At 71.6% G+C, this 18,345-nt stretch carries 14 protein-coding genes; 5 read left to right on the top strand and 9 right to left on the bottom strand.

The genetic code is table 11. The features are described from left to right. Positions 1–5: 5 nt before the first annotated feature. From P2P98_RS10085 to P2P98_RS10095, 3 genes are all read right to left on the bottom strand, one after another. Entirely contained in the window at positions 6–1,142 is a 1,137-nt protein-coding gene (locus P2P98_RS10085) for an extracellular solute-binding protein (RefSeq protein WP_275799541.1), read from the bottom strand. Between the two features lie 165 nt (positions 1,143–1,307). Beyond that, a complete protein-coding gene (locus tag P2P98_RS10090) occupies positions 1,308–3,389 on the bottom strand; it encodes a CocE/NonD family hydrolase (protein WP_275799542.1) in 2,082 nt (693 codons plus the stop codon). 88 nt (positions 3,390–3,477) lie between these two features. Continuing rightward, on the bottom strand, positions 3,478–4,200 hold the full coding sequence (locus P2P98_RS10095) for a LysR substrate-binding domain-containing protein (RefSeq protein ID WP_058627463.1): 723 nt from the start codon (positions 4,198–4,200) through the stop codon (positions 3,478–3,480). A gap of 35 nt (positions 4,201–4,235) precedes the next feature. Between P2P98_RS10095 and P2P98_RS10100 the strand changes: the two genes are divergently transcribed. Beyond that, the gene (locus tag P2P98_RS10100; RefSeq protein ID WP_058598188.1) at positions 4,236–4,625 is read left to right on the top strand and encodes a DUF1304 domain-containing protein; all 390 of its coding nucleotides are present in this window, start codon (positions 4,236–4,238) and stop codon (positions 4,623–4,625) included. Positions 4,626–4,714: 89 nt separating this feature from the next. On the opposite strand, the gene P2P98_RS10105 is transcribed toward P2P98_RS10100, so the two are convergent. The 3 genes from P2P98_RS10105 to P2P98_RS10115 all read right to left on the bottom strand — a co-directional run bounded on the left by P2P98_RS10105 (position 4,715) and on the right by P2P98_RS10115 (position 10,953). Beyond that, positions 4,715–5,122 (bottom strand): transferase, encoded by a 408-nt coding sequence (locus P2P98_RS10105; protein ID WP_058598191.1) that lies wholly within the window; start codon positions 5,120–5,122, stop codon positions 4,715–4,717. A gap of 243 nt (positions 5,123–5,365) precedes the next feature. Then, positions 5,366–6,142 carry a DNA-formamidopyrimidine glycosylase family protein gene (locus P2P98_RS10110; RefSeq protein ID WP_275799543.1) on the bottom strand — a complete coding sequence of 259 codons (777 nt, stop codon included), beginning with the start codon at positions 6,140–6,142 and terminating at the stop codon, positions 5,366–5,368. Positions 6,143–6,261: 119 nt separating this feature from the next. Next, the gene (locus P2P98_RS10115; RefSeq protein ID WP_275799544.1) at positions 6,262–10,953 is read right to left on the bottom strand and encodes an ATP-dependent helicase; all 4,692 of its coding nucleotides are present in this window, start codon (positions 10,951–10,953) and stop codon (positions 6,262–6,264) included. Between the two features lie 133 nt (positions 10,954–11,086). On the opposite strand from P2P98_RS10115, the gene P2P98_RS10120 reads away from it, so the two are divergent. Beyond that, a complete protein-coding gene (locus P2P98_RS10120; RefSeq protein WP_275799545.1) occupies positions 11,087–11,371 on the top strand; it encodes a hypothetical protein in 285 nt (94 codons plus the stop codon). 2 nt (positions 11,372–11,373) lie between these two features. Here P2P98_RS10120 and P2P98_RS10125 read toward each other — a convergent pair whose 3' ends face one another. Both P2P98_RS10125 and P2P98_RS10130 read right to left on the bottom strand, forming a co-directional pair. Continuing rightward, on the bottom strand, positions 11,374–12,969 hold the full coding sequence (locus tag P2P98_RS10125) for an ABC-F family ATP-binding cassette domain-containing protein (RefSeq protein ID WP_275799547.1): 1,596 nt from the start codon (positions 12,967–12,969) through the stop codon (positions 11,374–11,376). Between the two features lie 214 nt (positions 12,970–13,183). Further along, complete coding sequence (locus tag P2P98_RS10130) at positions 13,184–13,846, bottom strand: alpha/beta fold hydrolase (RefSeq protein ID WP_275799549.1); 663 nt, start codon at positions 13,844–13,846, stop codon at positions 13,184–13,186. 202 nt (positions 13,847–14,048) lie between these two features. On the opposite strand from P2P98_RS10130, the gene P2P98_RS10135 reads away from it, so the two are divergent. Continuing rightward, a complete protein-coding gene (locus P2P98_RS10135) occupies positions 14,049–14,663 on the top strand; it encodes an NUDIX hydrolase family protein (protein WP_058596715.1) in 615 nt (204 codons plus the stop codon). Between the two features lie 38 nt (positions 14,664–14,701). Beyond that, positions 14,702–16,624 (top strand): M3 family metallopeptidase, encoded by a 1,923-nt coding sequence (locus tag P2P98_RS10140; protein ID WP_275799550.1) that lies wholly within the window; start codon positions 14,702–14,704, stop codon positions 16,622–16,624. 112 nt (positions 16,625–16,736) lie between these two features. On the opposite strand, the gene P2P98_RS10145 is transcribed toward P2P98_RS10140, so the two are convergent. Then, complete coding sequence (locus tag P2P98_RS10145; protein ID WP_275799551.1) at positions 16,737–17,804, bottom strand: low specificity L-threonine aldolase; 1,068 nt, start codon at positions 17,802–17,804, stop codon at positions 16,737–16,739. 111 nt (positions 17,805–17,915) lie between these two features. On the opposite strand from P2P98_RS10145, the gene P2P98_RS10150 reads away from it, so the two are divergent. Further along, on the top strand, positions 17,916–18,345 hold a 430-nt coding region (locus P2P98_RS10150), incomplete at its 3' end, for a hypothetical protein (RefSeq protein WP_275799553.1).

Below are 18,345 nucleotides of genomic sequence, written 5' to 3' on the forward strand. Positions count from 1 at the left end.
GACGGTCACTGGACCGCCGTCGCCCACTTCTGTCCGAGCAGCGTGCCGGCCGCCGTCGACTGCGCCTCGGTGGGGACGACCGTGTCGCTCGGTGCGGCCGGCAGGGCGGCGGCGAGGGCGGCGTCGATCGTGCCGGCGGTGGTCATGGCATCCATCCGCGCCGGACGTGCGCCGCCCTTGAGCCAGAGGTTCTGCACCTCGTCGCTGTAGAGGAACTCCTGCCAGAGGCGGGCGGCCGCGGGGTGCGGGGCGTCCTTGTTGATGGCCTGGTTGTAGTAGCCGGCGTAGCCGGTACCGGGGAGGACGACCGTCTTCCACGTGGGGACCGCCGAGGCCTGTGCCGCGTTGAGGTAGTCCCAGTCGAAGACGACCGGCGTCTCACCGCTGGCGATCGTGGCATCCGTCGGGTCGACCTTGAGGAAGTTGCCCGCCGCGTTCAGCTTCCCGAAGAAGTCGACGCCCGGGGTGAAGTCGTCGAGCGTGCCGCCGTTCTGCACGGTGGCCAGGCCGACCGCGGCGAAGGCCGAGCCCGCCTGGGTCGGGTCGCCGTTGATGGCCACCGCGCCCTTGTACGCGGGCTTGAGCAGGTCGCTCAGCGAGGTCGGCGCGGGGAAGCGGGCCGAGTCGTAGCCGATCGACATGTACCCGCCGTAGTCGCCGACGAACAGGCCCGAGGGCTCTTTGATCGCGTCGGGAATCTCGTCGAAGGTCGAGACCTTGTAGGCGGCGAAGCGGTCGGTGTTCTGCAGGGCGACAGCGAGACCGAGGTCGAACACGTCGGGCGCGGTGTCGAGGCCCTCGTTGGCCTTGGCCGCCTGGATCTCTTCGGCGCTCGAGGCGTCGGGCGACTGCTCGTTGATCGTGATCTCGGGGTAGCGCTGGGCGAACAGGTCGAGCACTTCGCCGTAGTTCGCCCACGTGCGCGGGAGTGCGATGACGTTGAGCTGGCCCTCGGCCTTCGCCGCCACCTCGAGGTCGGCCATCGTGCCGAAGTCGCTGAGGCTCGTGGCCGTCTTCGCGTCGGTGGTGGAACCTGCGGCGGCGTCTCCGGACGCGCCCGCGCAGCCCGCGAGAGAGATCGCGGCGACGGCCGCCAGGGCGAGGGCCGCGAGGGGCCGACGGGGGTTCTTCAGGAGTGACATTCGGGTTTCCTCTCGTGTCTCCCGGGCACCTCGGCGGCGGGGGCCGTCGAAGGCGAGACGGAGGAAATGTACGGACACGCCGTGACACGACGGCGCGCGCCGGGTGAACCGGGATCGTCCGAAGCGGGAACGAACGGGAATCGAGGCGTGAGCGGACGCCGCGTGTCACACCCGAGCGCCGCGCCCGCCCGCTCCTGTCCGACGGGGATCGGTCCCGCTCACGCGCGACCGCCTCACCGCGACGAGGAGGGCTCCCGCGAGGAGCGCTGCGGCGCCCCCGACGGCGAGGCCCGGGCTCGACGGCATCCCCGATTCGGCCAGGCGTGCGGGGGCCGCGCCCGAGCCCGAGGGGGTCGGGACGGGTGCGGGGGAGGTCCCCGCGAGGGAGAAGCTCGGCGTCGCCGCGATCGGGACCGGCCAGCGGGCGTCCTCGAGGTACGTCGCCAGGAAGGGGGCCGGTTGCCCCTCGGTCGGCACGTCGTCGGCCGTCGACTGCAGCGGGAGCGTGACTTCGCCGCTCTCGATCGTGACGGTCTGCTCGCTTGGCGAGGGGCGCCAGGCGAGGGAATCGGTCGTTCCGACCGTGACCAGGAGCGCGTGCCCGGGCGCGAGCGTCCATTCGACGTTGCGCAGGTGCAGGCGGGTCGTCCCCGACGCGTCCAGCGGGGCCGCTTCTTCGACGATGAGCGTCGGCACACCGTCGGGCTCGACGTCCCACAGTCGCGCGTGCACGATGCCCGCCCCCTGGGTGCGCAGGTTCAGGGACGCCCTGCCGCTGAGCCGCGTCGGCTCGTCGACGGGGTCGGAGAGCGTCTGCGAGGCCCCGATGGTCTGCGCGTCGCGCGGTGCGGTGCCGAAGAACGACCCGTCGCCCTCGTCGCCGGCGGGGAGGGCATCGGCGCCGCGGCCGGTGTCGACATAGGAGCCGGGCGCGAGAGGAGCGGTGCGTTCGCGCGTGACGCCGGGCCACGATGACTGGAGGCGCCAGTGCCCCTCGTTGTCCTGCAGCGCCCAGGCGGGGTCGGGGGCCGGCGCCCCGAGCAGATGAGCGTCGAAGAACGCCCGAACCTCGTCGACCCATCCGGCGCGGCCCATCTTCAGACGGCCCTCGTCGTCGACGTCGTTGCCGGAGTAATGGTCCCACGGCCCCGCCCACCCGCTCACCGGACCGGCGACGGCATCCAGGAACTCCGCCATGCCCTCCGGGCGGGTATTCCTCTCGGTCCACCCTTGCGTGAGGAACAGCGGGATCGTCGAACCCTCGGCGCGCTGCGCGGTGTTGCGCGCGGTCCAGAAAGGCGACGAGGGATCGGATTCCAGGGTGTCGGCCAGGATGCCGGCGGCGCATTCGGGGTGGGTCTGCTCGTACGCGGCGTTCGTCCGGTAGCGCTCGGTGTCGGGCGGGATCACGACGCCGTCCACAGTCCCGGAGTGATCGATGCCGGGCAGGGCCGCGATGCGGTTGTACGCCTCGATTGTCGTGCGGTTGTTCTCGGCGGGGATGCCGTTCTCGTAGAGGTAGTCGTACAGGTCCCACGACGGCTCCTGCGCGACGACCGCCGCGAGGCCCGCGGGACGGTCGGCGAGGCCCATGAGGCCCGTCACGGCGTCGTACGACTTCCCGTACATCCCGACGCGACCCGTCGACCACGGGGCGGATGCCGCCCACTCCACGAACGCGCGCACGTCGGCCTGCTCGCCCGGACCGCTGAAGTCGTAACAGCCGGAGCTCCCGCCGAAGCCGCGCAGGTCTCCGAACACGACGGTGTAGCCGGCGGCGAACAGGCCGCCGTCGTCGATGAAGGCGCGGTGGCGCATCGAGGGACCGGTGAATGACTTGCCCTCGTCGGCCTGCTGTCCCGCGTGCGAGAGGTAGGGGCCGCTGATGAGGATCACCGGAGTGCGGGCATCCGCCGGCAGACCCGCCGGGCGAAGGACGTCGGCGTGCAGCTCGACCGGGTCGCCGTTGCGATTCGCGACGGAGGACGGCAGGTAGTGCTCGGTCCACACGGCGCCCTCGGGAACCGAGGGGTTCTGCGCGTGCGTGACGCCCCGCGAGACGTCGGGGTCGGCGTCGATGTCCGCGTCAGGGGTGGGGGCAGCGTCGTCCGCGGGGGTGGCCTCCGCGGAGGGGGCGGCGGGCGCCGACGCGGCGCCGCTCGCGTCGGAGGCGACGGCGGGAGTCGCGCCGATGAGGGTCAGGACGACGGTCAGCACCAGGGCGCTCGTCGTTGTGCGTCCGTGCATTCCGTCTCCCCTTCGCGGTGCGCGTCGATCGCACCCTACCGCGCGGGGCGTGCCCCTCTGACGGGGCGCGGGTGCCACCGTGCCAGCGTCAGCGCGAAGAGCGCGCGGTGCGTCCCCGGACGATGCCGACGAAGGCCTCGACATCGGCCGTCGTCCGCTCGCGAAGCCACGCGAGCGCGACCGTCGACACCGGTCCGTCACGCAGCACCCGGTACTCGACGTCGCGGCGCTGGTGGGCGCGCGCGAGCGACATCGGCACGACCACGACGCCGACGCCCGCGGCGACGGTCGCGATGGCTTCGCCGGTGTCGGACGGTGGCGCGAACGTCGGGGGGACGGCATCCGGAATCCGCGCGGCGAGCACGTCATCGGCGGGGACGATCACGACTTCGCCGGCGAGATCCGCGGTGTCGAGCTCGTCGCCGGCCGTCAGGTGAGAGTCGACCGACATCACGACGACGGGCTGTTCCTCGTAGAGCGGGATGAGGTGGAGGTCATCGGATGCCGTGACGGGGAGCCGCACGAGAGCGGCGTCGACCTCGTCGAGGTGCGACCGTTGCCCGGCGACGTCGATCTCCCGGAGCTCGAGGGTGACGTGCGGCATGCGCTCACGCCACAGGCCGATCCACTTCCCCGGGGTCGCACCCGGGACCGCGCCGAGCACGAAGGTGCGCGGGGGTTCCGGAGGAGCGGGGGCGGGGCGCGGTGCCTTCCCTCTCGCGGGGCGCTTCGGCGTGGAGGGCCGTGCCGCTCCGCCCTTGCGGGCACCGCCGGTGGGACCACGTCCCCGGGACCCGCTGCCGCTCGCCATGGTTCCAGGCTATCCGCGCGAGTAACGTGGAACGCATGATCGGCATCCTGGCGCTCGTGTTCGCCGGCCTCGCGGCCCTGCTGCACGTCTACATCTTCGTGCTCGAGAGTGTCCGCTGGTCGCAGCCGAAGACGTGGAAGGTCTTCGGGATCGCCGATCAGAAGACGGCGGATGCCACGAAGCCGATGGCCTACAACCAGGGCTTCTACAACCTCTTCCTCGCGATCGGCGCCATCATCGGCATCCTGTTCTGGATCGTCAACGGCGTGGGCGACGTGGCCGGACGCACGCTGCTGATCTTCTCGCTCGGCTCCATGCTGGGTGCGGCGCTCGTGCTCGTGACCTCGGGCAGCAAGTACCTGCGCCCCGCGACGATTCAGGGCACCCTGCCGCTCATCGGTCTCGTGCTCGCGATCTTCGCCTGACGGGTCCGCTGCTCAAGAGACGAAAACCCGCACGCTCCGAGGAGTCGTGCGGGTCGTGAGGCCACGGGACGGCTGTCGCGGCGGCCGGATCACGCGGCCAGGCGGAGTCCCCGCTGGTCGGTCGCGACCGCTTCGCCGTCGTTGATGATCTCGTCGTCGCCGATGAGCGAGCCCGTCGCGACGCGGGCGTTGTGGCCCACCTGCGTGCGAACGCCGATGTGAGCGCCCGCGCCGATGACCGCGCCGGCGCAGATGTGCGCGTGCGGCTCGATGCGAGCCTCGGGTCCGATGACGGCGTCGGATTCGATCCACGCCCCTCGGCCGACACGAACACCCGCGGCGATCTGCACACCGGGTTCGACGTAGGCGCCGTTCTCGACCAGCGCCGACGGGTGGACCTTCGCGCCGTGCGCGACGAGTCCGCGACCGTTGACGTGCTTGCGGTAGCGCAGCGTCTCGCCGTGGTCGTTTTCGATGTCGATGTAGTTCTTACCCACGATCCCCTCCGGTCGACTCTCGGATTCAGCCGACATGTATGACAACGGGTGGGGAATGCCCTTCATTCCCTCGAATGGTTCTTCGTCGCCCGTGCCGCCATCGGTTTGCTCGACGTCGAGAGAAGTGCGGCGAGGACTCTCGACGATGTTTCGTCCTCCTGTTCTCGCACGTCGACGGCGGTGAGCCTGCCGGGTTGACAGACGGGCGCGAAGGGGAGGCTGATCCGGGGTGCTGCTCGACCCTCACGCCGGCTGGCAGGTAGGGCACCAGTAGACGTTGCGCTCGCTCGTTGCCGAGGCTCCGAGCGAGGTCGCGCGGATCGATGTGCCGCAACGCCGACAGGGCGCGCCCTCACGTCCGTAGACCCAGAACCGACGGCCCGGGCGGGTGTCGCCGGTGAACGTCCGTTCGGGGCGCGGGAGGTTGGCGCGGATCATGCGCTCGCCGAGCGCGATCGTCGCCTGCACGTCGATCTCGGTGGCCGGGGTGGTCGGCGCGATGCCGCGCACGAAGAGCAGCTCGTTCGCGTAGACGTTGCCGAAACCGGCGACGTTTCGCTGATCGAGCAGTGCGACGTGCGCTTCCCGCGGGTCGGCCGCGACCCGGCGCACCGCCTCGGCTTCATCCCAGTCGTCGGCGAGGAGGTCGGGACCGAGGTGCCCGATGACGGTGTGCTCGTCGACGGTGCGCAGCACCTCGACCATCGCGAGGTCGAAGCCGACGGCATCGGCTCCCGCGACCCCGACGATCGCGCGGGCTTTGAAAGCGGGGCGGCGCCAGCGCTCGCCCGGCCGGTACACGTCCCACCGGCCCTCCATCTTGAGGTGCGAGTGCAGCGTGTATCCGCCGATGCGGTGCAGCAGGTGTTTGCCGCGCGCGGCGACCTCGTGCACGGTCTCGCCGCGCAGATCGGCGGTGGCGCTCCCGGGGACGCGGATGTCGAAGCGCGTGACGACCTTTCCGGCCAGAGCGGCCGAGAGCTTCGCCGCCGCGCGGTAGACGGTGTCACCCTCAGGCACGGGCGGCCTCCGCTCGGGGCCGGACCACGGTGCGGCTCGGCTCCCCGACGTGGAGGACGGGGGGAGCGAGGCGGTCGGTCCCGGCCGGCGTGGCGGGGCGGGCCGCGGCGGTGTGGTGCTCAGGCACGCGCGGCCTCGCGGAGGGTGTCGCCCGCGGTGAGCTTGCGCAGCGTGAGCCCCTTCGGCGACTCGACGAACCCGGCGGTGCGCAACGCGCGCCCGACCGCCGTGCCGTAGACGAACTCGCCGTTGACCTGCTCGATGGTCAGCGTTTCGAGTCGACGACGCTTGGCCGTCTCGGCGAGGTCGGTCGCGGCTGCCGCGAGACGCGCTTCGTCATCGGTGAAGGCCAGGGCGGTGCGGCCCCCGCGCTCCAGGTACAGGGTCAGTTCTCCGTCGACGAGCACGACCACTCCGCCCGCTTTGCGACCGGGGCGATGCGTAACGCCTTCGAGGGCGGGCCAGCCCAGGGCAGCACCGTAAGGGTTCGCGGGGTCGGTCGCCGCGAGCGTGACCGTGCGCAGGGGAGGAGGGTCGGCGACGGCGGCGAACTCGCGGAGCCGGTCGACCGTCGCGGAGGCGGCGAACTGGGCCGCCCCGAGTTTCTCGATGACGTATCCGCGGCGGCAGTGCCCCGCCTCCTCGAACCCCGCCAGGATCCGGTAGACCTGCGCGAACCCACCCGGGACGCCCTCGGACTGCACGGCACCTCGCGTCACGACGCCGTAGCGGTCGAGCAGCAGGCTCGCCGTCGCCGTTGCGCGAGCGGCGGCATCGGCCTCCCGCTCGGGCAGGAGCGACCAGCGCCCGCCGAGCGACGGCGGTCGCGGAGCCGACGTCGCCCGTGGCATCGCGGCCCCGCGATACATGCGGGCGCGCGGCGCGCGACGGGCGACGCGGTGTGATTGTCCACCGCCGCTGAGGAGCGTCCTCACGGGGGCGAACGTGTCGTTCGTGACGCGCCCCGCCCAGGTGAGCGCCCAGAGGGCATCGTTGACGGACTGCTCGTTCTCCGCACCGGCCAGCTGTTTGAGCTGCGCGGCGAAGTACGCCCCGCCGCCCTGGAGAGCGCCGAGGATGCGGGCCTCGAGCGAGTCGGGAGCGGGGTCGTCGGGATCGTCGGGGTCTTGCAGGGTGAACGGCGCCGCCTCGGCCGGGTGGAGCGCGATCCATCCGTCGCGGCCCGGAAGGGTGCCGTGCCCCGACCACACCACCTCGCCCGTCGCGGTGAGCTCGTCGAGGAGCGCGGGAGAGTAGTCGCGCACACGGGACGGCAGCACGAGCGACTCCCACGCGCTCGCGGGGATCGGCACCCCGGCGAGCTGTTCGATGACCGCGAGGACCCCGTCGATGCCCTCGAGCGGGCGGCCCAGGTGCTGCCATACGGGGAGGAACCGCGCGTAGGCCGCGGGCGGGACGGGTTCGACGCTGCCGCGGATGGCGGCGAGCGAACGCATGCGGAGGCGGCGCAGGACCTCGACGTCGCACCACTCGGTCTCGTCGCCGCGGCTGCCCCCTGCGGACCCTGAGCCTGTCGAAGGGTCGGGCAGGAAGAACCCGCTCGCCAGACGCCCCTGTGATTCGAGCCGCTGCAGCGTGAGTCGGGCGACCGCGATGCCGACGCCCAGTCGCTCGGCGACCGCGTCTGTGGTGAACGGTGCGTGCGTGCGGGCGTAGCGGGCGACCAGATCGCCGAGCGGGTCGGCGAGCGGTTCGAGGAAGGCGTTCGGGATGCCGACCGGCAGTGCCGCGCCGAGAGCATCGCGCAGCCTCCCGGCGTCCTCGATCCCGGCGACGCGCGACACGCCGCCGATCGTGACGCGGATCGCGCGGCGATCGTCGACGAGGGTGGCGAGATGTTGCTCGGCCTCGGCGAGGGCATCGGTCTCGGCGTCGAGACGCGACGCGACCTCGGCCGCGTCGAGCGGGCCGAGGATGCGCAGGAGATCGGCCACGCCCTCGACCCCTCGCACGCGGCGATCCGGATCGAGGCGCTGCGCTTCGCGCTCGAACTGCGCGATGACCTCGGGGTCGAGGAGTTCGCGCATCTCGACCTTGCCGAGCAGTTCGCTCAGCAGCGCCGGGTCGACCGAGAGCGCCGCTGCGCGTCGCTCGGCGAGAGGCGAGTCGCCCTCGTACATGAACGCGCCGACGTACCCGAAGAGCAGGTCGCGCGCGTACGGCGACGGCTGCGAGGTCGTGATCTCGACGAGCCGGATGCGGCGTTCGCCGATCTGCCGGGTCACCCGCAGGAGCGCGGGGAGGTCGTAGACGTCTTGCAGCACCTCGCGCAGCGTCTCGAGGATGATCGGGAACGACGGATGCCGTTTTGCGACCTCGAGCAGCTGGGCAGACCGTTGCCGCTGCTGCCACAGCGGCGAACGGCGGTTCGGGTTGAGGCGCGGAAGCAGGAGCGCCCGCGCCGCGCACTCGCGGAAGCGCGAGGCGAACAGCGCCGATCCGCCGACTTCGTCGGTGACGATCTGCTCGAGTTCATCGGGTTCGAAGACGAAGAGGTCGGCTCCGGGCGGTTCGGCGGCGGCATCCGGAACCCGGGCGATGATCCCGTCATCGCTCGCGACGGCGGCCCCCTCGACGCCGAGCCGCTCGCGGATGCGCGCGTTCACCGCGAGAGCCCAGGGGGAGTGCACCTGCATGCCGTAGGGGGAGTGCAGGATGATGCGCCAGTCGCCGACCTCGTCGCGGCTGCGTTCGACGGTCAGGGTGCGGTCGGTGGGGAGGCTGCCGGTGGCCTCGCGCTGCTCGGCGAGATACGACAGCAGGTTGGTGATGGCGTTGTCGTCGAGTCCCGACTCGCGCAGGCGTTCCTCGGCCTTGGCTTGGTCGGCGCCCGCCAGGTCGCGCGAGAACTTTCCCAACGCTTCACCCAGTTCGGCGGGGCGGCCGATGCCGTCACCGTGCCAGAACGGCAGCTTGCCGGGCTGCCCGAAGGCCGGCAGCACGTTGACGCGGTCGTGCGTGATCTCGACGATGCGCCAGCTCGTTGTTCCGAGCGTGAACACGTCGTTGACGCGCGACTCGTAGACCATCTCTTCGTCGAGCTCGCCGACGCGGGCGTTCTGCGACTCGCCCGCCACGAACACGCCGAAGAGCCCTCGGTCGGGGATCGTGCCGCCGCTCGTCACCGCGATGCGCTGTGCGCCCGGGCGGCCGGTGAGGGTCCCCGCGTCGCGGTCCCAGACCAGGCGGGGGCGGAGCTCTGCGAACTCGTCGGAGGGGTACCGGCCGGCGAGCAGGTCGAGCGTCGCCTCGTAGGCCGAGCGGGGGAGCGAGCGGAAGGGCGCGCTGCGCTTGACGGTGTCGAACCATTCTTCGACGTCGATCGAGCCGAGGGCCGCGGCCGCGACGGTCTGCTGGGCGAGGATGTCGAGCGGATTCTGCGGTACCGCGATGGCCTCGATGCGACCGGCGAGCATGCGCTCGGTGACCACGGCTGTGTGCAGCACGTCGCTGCGGTGCTTGGGGAACAGAGCCGCGCGGCTCACCTCGCCGACCTGATGCCCCGCGCGTCCCACTCGCTGGAGACCGGATGCCGCGCTCGGGGGCGCCTCGACCTGGATGACGAGGTCGACCGCGCCCATGTCGATCCCGAGTTCGAGGCTGCTCGTCGCCACGACGCAGCGCAGCGCGCCCGACTTCAGCTCGTCCTCGACCTGGGCGCGCTGCTCCTTGGAGACCGAACCGTGGTGGGCTTTGGCGAGGATCGCGGCGACACCCGCGGACGCTCCGGCCTGCGCCATCATGCCCGCAGGGACGGTGGGTTCGGGCACGTCGATGCCGACACGCTCGGCGTAGATCTCGTTCAGACGCCCCGTGAGCCTCTCGGCGAGCCGGCGGGAGTTGGCGAACACGATGGTCGATCGCCGTTCCAGGATCCGGTCGACGATCGCCTCTTCGACGTGCGGCCACACCGAGCCGGCCATCTCGGTGCTCTCGGGTCGCTCGGAGAACCACTCGCCATCGGTCGCCTCGTCGGGCGCCGGTGAGCCCGGAGGTGGGGGAGGGTTGAGCATGTCTTCGATCGGCACGACCACCGACAGGTCGAACGCCTTCGTCGCTTTCGGCGCCACGATGTCGACGGGCTGAGCGCCGCCGAGGAACCGAGCGACCTCGTCGATCGGGCGAACCGTGGCCGAGAGGCCGATCCGCTGCGCGGGCTTCTCGAGCAGTGCATCGAGCCGCTCGAGGCTCACGGCGAGGTGGGCGCCGCGCTTGGTGGCCGCCACCGCGTGCACCTCGTCGATGATGACGGTGTGCACGCCGCGCAGCGTCTCGGCGGCCTGACTCGTCAGCATGAGGTACAGCGACTCGGGCGTGGTGATGAGGATGTCGGGCGGGTCGGTGACGAGCTTTCGGCGGTCGCTCGAACTCGTGTCGCCGGAGCGCACGCCCACGGTCACACCCGGAACCTGGATGCCGAGGCGCCGGGCCGACTGCCCGATCCCGACGAGCGGCGACCGGAGGTTACGTTCCACGTCGACGCCGAGGGCTTTCAACGGAGAGATGTAGAGCACGCGCGTGTTCGTCGCGGGGGCCTTCGGGGCCGCTTTCTTGCCGCGGCGCGGGGGCTCGGCACCCGGAATCTCAGGGGCCTTCTCGCGGAAGATCCGGTCGATCGCGAAGAGGAAGGCCGAGAGGGTCTTGCCGGAGCCGGTGGGCGCGACGACGAGCGCGTTGCGCCCGGACGACACCGATTCCCACGCGCCTCTCTGGGCATTGGTCGGGGCCGAGAACGCACCGCGGAACCAGTCCTGCGTCGCAGGACCGAATCTGTCGAGGACGTCAGCCATGCCGACATCTTCTCTCGGACCTCCGACATCGGCTCGGGGTTGACGTTCGCCCGCCGCGGAACGGGCGGATGGCCGCCCGGAGTTCCCCCTCGAGACGGAGGCGGTGATGCGCGCAGGTGCCTAGCGTGAAGGCATGAACAGCGCATCGTCGTCCCCGCGGGCCGCCGTCGCGGTCGTGTCCGTCTCCGTCCTCCTCGGCCTCGCCATCGGTGCCGCCCTGTGGCTCGGCTCGCAGAACCTGCTCATGGGCGCCACGATCGGCGGCATCCTGGCACTGCTCTTCGGTGGTTTCGCGGTCTTCGCGGTACGCACGGGGGCGTCTTCGCGCGGTGGCCCCGGTGCCGACGCGGGTGCGGTCGTCGTCGGCGGTGGAGGCTGCGGCGACGGCGGCGGTGGGGGCGGCGACGGCGCCTGCTGAGCTCACGGGGCGCACTCCGTCAGCCTCCCGTCCTCCAGCTCCAGAACGAGGTCCAGCCCGAGTCGCGCGAGGAACGCGTCGTCGTGACTGACCACGAGCACCGCTCCGCGGTAGGCCTGCAGCGCCGACACCAGTTGATCGACCGTGTCGAGATCGAGGTTGTTCGTCGGCTCGTCGAGCACGAGGAGCTGCGGCGGCGGATCGGCCAACAGCACGCGGGCGAGGGCGACACGGAAGCGCTCGCCACCGGACAGCGACCCGACGGAACGGATGACCGCGTCTCCACGGACGAGGAAGCGGGCGAGCCGATCCCGCACCGAGGCCACGGGAACGTCCGGCGCCGCCGCGCAGACGGTGTCGAGGACGGATGCCGCGTCGTCGAGGCCGTCGAGACGCTGGGGGAGGTAGCCGACGTGCTCCACGCTCGCTCGGGCGTGAACCGCCCCCGCGAACTCCGTTCGGTGCACGAGGCTCTCGAGCAGGGTCGTCTTTCCCGCACCGTTGCGCCCGACGAGAGCGACGCGCTCACGGCCGGTGACGATCCACTCGCGCTCGCCGTCGCCCAGCGTCGCGATGCGCCGACCGGGCGCGTTGCCCGGATCGGGCAGGTCGATGCGCACCACGTCATCGTCGCGGACGCGCGCCGACGCCTCGTTCAGCGCCGCGCGCGCGGCATCTTCCTTGCCCTTCATCTCCGTGCTCAATCGGCCCGCGCTCACCTGCGCCGCGTTGGCGCGTCCTCCCGCGATGATCTTCGGAACCCGCTTCTCGACCTGCGCCTTGTGCGCGACGCGGGCGCGGGTGGCGAGCTTGTCGTACGACTCGATGCGTTGCCGTCGCTCCCGGCGGAGGCTCTGTGCGGCGTCGCGCTCGGCGCGGACAGCCGCTTCCTGCTCCGCGTCGCGGTGCGCTCTCCAGACGCTGTACGGACCGCCGACGACGCTGAGGGTGTGGCCGTACAGCTCGGCGGTGGCATCCATCAGCTCCAGCAGGCTCACGTCGTGACTCACCACGACGAGGGTGCCGGGCCACGCCTGCACGAGTTCGCTCACCCGCGCGCGGGCCTCGCGGTCGAGGTCGTTCGTCGGCTCGTCGAGCAGCGTGATCTCGGCCGCACGGGCGCGCAGCCCGACGAGCGCGGCCAGCATCGTCTCACCGCCGGAGAGCTCGCCGACGGTTCGATCCAGCGCGTCGGACGGCACACCGGCCTCGGCGAGCAGGGCATGGGCGCGTGTCTCGACGTCCCAGTCGTCGCCGACGGCGTCGAAGTGGTGCGGTGCCACATCCCCCGACTCGATCGCGCGGAGGGCGGTCAGCGCCCTCTCGACGCCGAGGAGCGAAGAGACCGGTCGGCGCGGATCGGACGCGAGACGCTGGGGCAGCATCGCGACCTCACCGGATGCCGAGACCGAGCCGGACGTCGGGGCGATGTGCCCCGCCGCGACGCGGAGGAGCGTGGACTTGCCGGCGCCGTTACGGCCGACGAGACCGGTGCGCCCGCGGCCGAGCGCGCCCGAGACGCCGTCGAGGGCGACGGTTCCGTCGGGCCACTCGAGGCGGACGTGGTCGAAGACGAGGGAAGGGGACGGTGATGACATGACGGAACTCCGGGAACGCGGGATGCGCGGACGCCGGACCCGTCCGCATCAGCGGAGGGAGGCCGAGAAAGACGGCGGGTCGACGGGTCAGCGCGCGGACAGGGGCGCGGAAGCGTCGACGTTCTTCACCGGAGGAGACCTCGTTCTCGGGGACAGGGCTGCCTACGATAGCCCACGTGGGCGGGATGGGGAACCCCGGCCACCCGTGTCCGTCTCAGCCCGCGGCCTCGCGGTCGGCGAGGCGCGCGTCGAGGAACGTGCGAACGTCGTCGAGCTCGTCCTGCGAGATCGAGTGGGTGAGTCCCGGGTACACCCGGCCGCTCAGCTCGCTATGCCCGGGGAGCCACTGCGCCGTCGCGTCGATGAGGTGGGCGGGGATGACATCGTCCGCGGCTCCCCGACCCCAGAAGACGGGGGGACGACGGTCCGCCAGGACCGAGTCCCCGGGGAGCTCGCCCCCCGCCGCGTAACCGGCGAGCACCACGACGAACGCCACCGCGTCGGGGTCGACCCGCAGCGTCTGGACGGCGACCGCGCCGCCCTGTGAGAAGCCGAGGAGCCCCACGGGGGTATCGCCGACGGCATCCTGAATCCACGCCAGCACGGATCGCGCCGCGCGGGTGACGGCGTCGGGGTCGCGTCCGTCGAGACCCTCGATGGGATACCACGAGGCTCCCGGCATCGGCCACGGCGGCGCGAGGGGAGCACGGACGCTCGCGATCACGAATTCGGTCGGCAGGTACGGGACGAGACCGAAGAGGTCGTGCTCGTCGGAGCCGTAGCCGTGCAGCAGGAGCAGGACCGGCCGATTCCCGCGCTCGGCCGGGGGCACGGACCACCGCACGAGGGAGGAGTCGAGGGAGAGGGGCGCGCTCATGCGGCCATTGTGGCAAAGGCCTCCGACATCGGGCTCCCATCGGGCTTCGCCGGTGGTGAGTCGGGAGGAGGACCCGGGACGGGAGGACCCTTCGCCCGCGAGACCTCCTCCCGTCTCGGATTCCCCTCCCTCCGCGCGGCGGAACGCACCGTGACCGCGCGGACACGCGGCATCCGGAGCGGTCGGTTGATATACAGGGAGCATGGCTGTCCGCACACCCGACCCCGAGCCCGGCGACAACGGCGGGGAGCGCGAGCCGCTGTCCGGCCCCTTCTCGGGTGCGCCCAGCGGCCCGAACACCAACCCGGGCTGGCTCAGCGAGGTCGAGCTCGCCGAAGCACGGCGACGGCTCCCGATGCTCTACGTCGAGGCACTCCCGGTGCGCACGGACGGCATGGGCATGGTGACGCAGGTCGGCATCCTGCTGCGCGCGACACCGCTCGGAGAGATGACGCGCACCCTCGTCTCGGGGCGCGTGCGTTACGGCGAGACGGTGCGCGACGCACTGTTCCGGCACGTCGAGAACGACCTCGGACCCATGGCCTTCCCGCTCCTTCCGCCGCAGCCCGCGCCGTTCACGGTGGCCGAGTACTTCCCGCTCCCGGGCGTCAGCGCCTTCCACGACGACCGTCAGCACGCGGTCGCGCTCGCGTTCGTCGTGCCCGTCACCGGCACGTGCGAGCCGCGCCAGGACGCACTCGAGGTCACGTGGCTGTCGCCCGAGGAGGCGGCATCCGACGCCCTCGCCGCCGAGATGGAGGGCGGCCGCGGCACCCTCGTGCGGCAGGCGCTCGCGTCTGTGGGCGCGCTGCGTTGACCTTTGCCGGTGTCGGAGGCCCTGTCTAGGGTCGGAGAATGCCGATCACCGAACCTGCTCCGCTGCTCCTGCCCACGGACGCCGCCGGGTGGACGAGCTTCGTCACCGACCGTCCCGCTACGCGTCGCGCGCGCATCGACGCGATCGACGCCCGCCTCGCCATGGCGGACGACCTGCCCACCGCCGAGCGGCTGGAGCTCTGGAACGACGCCGACATCGCTTTCGCCGAAGCGTTGTCCGAGGCGCACCTGCTGAGCGAGTCGCATCCGGATGCCGAGATCCGTCGCCTCGCCGAAGAACAGGTCCAGCAGTTCGAGGCCCTGCAGGCTCGGCGTCTGCTCGATCGGGGTCTGTGGAGCGCGTTCGCCGAGGCCGATGAGACCGGCGTCGGCGACGACGAGCTGCGCCTCCTGACGCACATCCGCCGCGATTTCCGGCGTGGCGGCGTCGACCTCGACGACGCGGCGCGCGAGCGGGTGCGCGAGCTGAGCGAGCGCGACACCGAGCTCTCGCTGACGTTCTCGCGACACATCCGCGACGGAAAGCGCGAGATCCGGGTGCCGGCGAGCGCCCTCGACGGCCTGCCCGCGGACTTCGTCGCCGACCACGCGGTCGATGACGAGGGGATGGTGACGCTCACGACCGAGTACACCGATCTCATGCCCGTGCGGGAATATGCCCGCGACCGCTCCGCGCGTCACGCGCTGGTCGCCGCCTACAACGACCTGGCGTGGCCCGAGAACGAGCCCGTTCTCGCCGAGTTGCTGGCCGTGCGAGCGGAACGCGCAGCGCTGCTCGGCTACGGCGACTGGGCCGATTACGAGACCGAGACGCGCATGATCGGATCGAGCGCCGCCGTCGACGCGTTCCTGACGCGCGTCGCCGAAGCTGCCGCGCCGGCGGCAGCGGTGGAGTACGACCGCATCCTCGAGCGGCTGCGCCGTGACGACCCGTCCGCCGAGGCCGTCACGATCGCGGACTTCTGGTACCTGTTGAGCACCCTGAAGCGCGAGGAGTACGACGTCGACGCGCAGGTCGTGCGGTCGTACTTCCGGTTCGATCGCACGCTGGACGGCGTGTTGGCCACGACCGCGCACCTGCTCGATGTGTCCTACGTGGCCGTCGACGCCCCGTCGTGGCACGACGACGTGCGCACCTACGACGTCGTGCGTGGCGACGAGCGTCTCGGCCGCATCCACCTCGATCTCCACCCGCGCGACGGAAAGTACAACCACGCCGCGTGCTTCCCGCTCGCGCCCGGGATCACCGGCCGCTCGCTCCCCGAGGGCGTTCTCCTCTGCAACTTCTCGCGCGGCCTGCTCGAGCACGACGAGGTCGTCACCTTCTTCCACGAGTTCGGTCACCTCGTGCACGAGATCATCGGGGGCCACCAGCGGTGGGCCCGGTTCACCGGGGTCGCTACCGAGTGGGACTTCGTCGAGGCGCCGAGCCAGCTGCTCGAGGAATGGGCGTGGGATGCCGGGGTGCTGGCATCCTTCGCCGTCGACGACGCAGGAGTACCGATCCCCGCCGACCTCGTCGCCCGCATGCGCACGGCCGACGCCTTCGGCCGCGCGCTCGAGGTGACGCGGCAGCTCGGCCATGCGACGACGTCCTACCGCCTGCACGTCGAGCGCCCCGCCGACCTGCGGAGCGCCGTCGACGGGTACTACCGCGCGGCCAGCCCCGTGACGCCGCTCGACGGGTCGCACTCGTACGCCGGTTTCGGCCACCTGACCGGATACGGCGCGTGCTACTACACGTATCAGTGGAGCCTCGTGATCGCGCGCGACCTGCTCTCGGCGTTCGGCGACGACCTGTTCGACACGCAGATTGCCGAGCGGTACCGCCGCGAGATCCTCGAGCCGGGCGGATCACGCGACGCGCGCGACCTCGTCACCGCGTTCCTCGGGCGAGAGAGCACCTTCGACGCCTACCGCGACTGGCTCGCGGGTTCGTGAGACGGTGAGGGCCGTGGCATCCGGGGTTCGGATGTCACGGCCACTCGGGCCGGGGTCCGTGCGCGGCTCCGGCGCCCGGATCGGGCGGTCGGCTCGGACCAGGCGGGTCGCGTCAGGCCGTGGTCTCGCGTGCGATCGCCGCGAGGAAGGCTTCGATGTCGTCCTCGGTGGTGTCGAACGAGCACATCCAGCGCACCTCGCGGCGAAGCTCGTCCCAATCGTAGAAACGGAAGCTCTCGCGCAGACGATCGGCGACGCCCGCGGGAAGCGTCGCGAACACGCCGTTCGCCTGGGTCGGCTGGGTGAACTCGACGCCCCGGATCGACCCGTCGGCGAGACCCGCCTGGACACCGGCGCGCAGGCGCTGCGCCATCGCGTTCGAGTGGCGCGCATTGTGCAGCCACAGGTCGTTCTCGAGGAGCGCGACGAGCTGCGCCGAAACGAAGCGCATCTTGCTCGAGAGCTGCATGTCGAGCTTTCGCAGATAGGTGAGCCCGGTGGATGCCGCGGGGTCGAGCACGACGATCGCCTCGCCGATCATCGCGCCGTTCTTCGTGCCGCCGAAGCTCAGCACGTCGACACCCGCGTCGCGCGTGAAGGTACGCAGGGGCACGTCGAGGGCGGCCGCCGCGTTGGAGATGCGAGCGCCGTCCATGTGCAGGCGCATACCGTGCCCGTGGGCGTGGTCGGCCAGGGCGCGGATCTCGTCGACCGTGTACAGCGTGCCGAGCTCGGTCGACTGCGTGATCGAGACGACGAGCGGCTGCGCACGGTGCTCGTCGCCCCAGCCCCACGCCTCGCGGTCGACGAGATCGGGGGTGAGCTTTCCGTCGTCGGTGGGAACGGTCAGCAGCTTGATGCCGCCGACGCGCTCGGGCGCCCCGCCCTCGTCCACGTTGATGTGGGCCGTGGACGCCGAGATCACGGCGCCCCAGCGCGGCAGCATCGACTGCAGCCCGACGACGTTCGCTCCCGTGCCGTTGAAGACCGGATAGGCCTCGACCCCCTCGCCGAGGAGCCCGACGAAGAGCTCCTGCAGGCGAGCGGTGTAGACGTCTTCGCCGTAGGCGACCTGGTGGCCCTCGTTGGCCGCGGCGATCGCGGCGAGGACGTCGGGGTGGATGCCGGAGTAGTTGTCGGAGGCGAAACCGCGCACCGACACGTCGTGGAGGGAAGTCACGGTCCCAGCCTAACTTCGGCCTCTTATCCCCAGCCGGACAGATCGACGAACCATCCCCCGATCGGGGCCGGGCTGCAGCCGCGTGTCGGAGGGCCCGACGAGAATGAGGGGATGCACCTGGACCCCGAAGCGCTCAGCATCGCGGGCGAGATCTTCTCGCCGGCGGCGATGACGCGCGCCGACCGGCTCCTCGTCTACGGCTCCGTCGAGGTCGGCGACGTGAAGACGATCGGCGACGTGCGGGTGGTCACCGCGCAGTCCTTCGGCGCGGCGGGGTACGAGCACCTCGAGCTGCGGGTCCCTGACGACGTCACGCGGCTGTCAGGGTGGTGCTCGTGCGGACGAGGGCCCGAATGCGAACACTCCTGCGCGGCGGCGCTCCTGCTTTTCGACCGGTTGATCTCGGCCGGGCGACCGCCACGGCCGGAGTGGCAGCGCTCCCTCGACGAGCTCTTCCTCGCCGCCCCGCCGACTCCTGACGAACCACCGTTCGAGCTCTGTCTGTTCCTGTCGATCCGACGCGGGGGCGGGCACGGGCGCA

Source organism: Microbacterium sp. Kw_RZR3 (assembly GCF_029222405.1).
Taxonomy (GTDB): domain Bacteria; phylum Actinomycetota; class Actinomycetes; order Actinomycetales; family Microbacteriaceae; genus Microbacterium.

Coding starts and splice junctions, on each gene's coding strand:
- P2P98_RS10085 (WP_275799541.1), bottom strand. CDS start 1,142: ATGTCACTCCTGAAGAACCCCCGTCGGCCCCTCGCGGCCCTCGCCCTG.
- P2P98_RS10090 (WP_275799542.1), bottom strand. CDS start 3,389: ATGCACGGACGCACAACGACGAGCGCCCTGGTGCTGACCGTCGTCCTG.
- P2P98_RS10095 (WP_058627463.1), bottom strand. CDS start 4,200: ATGGCGAGCGGCAGCGGGTCCCGGGGACGTGGTCCCACCGGCGGTGCC.
- P2P98_RS10100 (WP_058598188.1), top strand. CDS start 4,236: ATGATCGGCATCCTGGCGCTCGTGTTCGCCGGCCTCGCGGCCCTGCTG.
- P2P98_RS10115 (WP_275799544.1), bottom strand. CDS start 10,953: ATGGCTGACGTCCTCGACAGATTCGGTCCTGCGACGCAGGACTGGTTC.
- P2P98_RS10120 (WP_275799545.1), top strand. CDS start 11,087: ATGAACAGCGCATCGTCGTCCCCGCGGGCCGCCGTCGCGGTCGTGTCC.
- P2P98_RS10125 (WP_275799547.1), bottom strand. CDS start 12,969: ATGTCATCACCGTCCCCTTCCCTCGTCTTCGACCACGTCCGCCTCGAG.
- P2P98_RS10130 (WP_275799549.1), bottom strand. CDS start 13,846: ATGAGCGCGCCCCTCTCCCTCGACTCCTCCCTCGTGCGGTGGTCCGTG.
- P2P98_RS10135 (WP_058596715.1), top strand. CDS start 14,049: ATGGCTGTCCGCACACCCGACCCCGAGCCCGGCGACAACGGCGGGGAG.
- P2P98_RS10140 (WP_275799550.1), top strand. CDS start 14,702: ATGCCGATCACCGAACCTGCTCCGCTGCTCCTGCCCACGGACGCCGCC.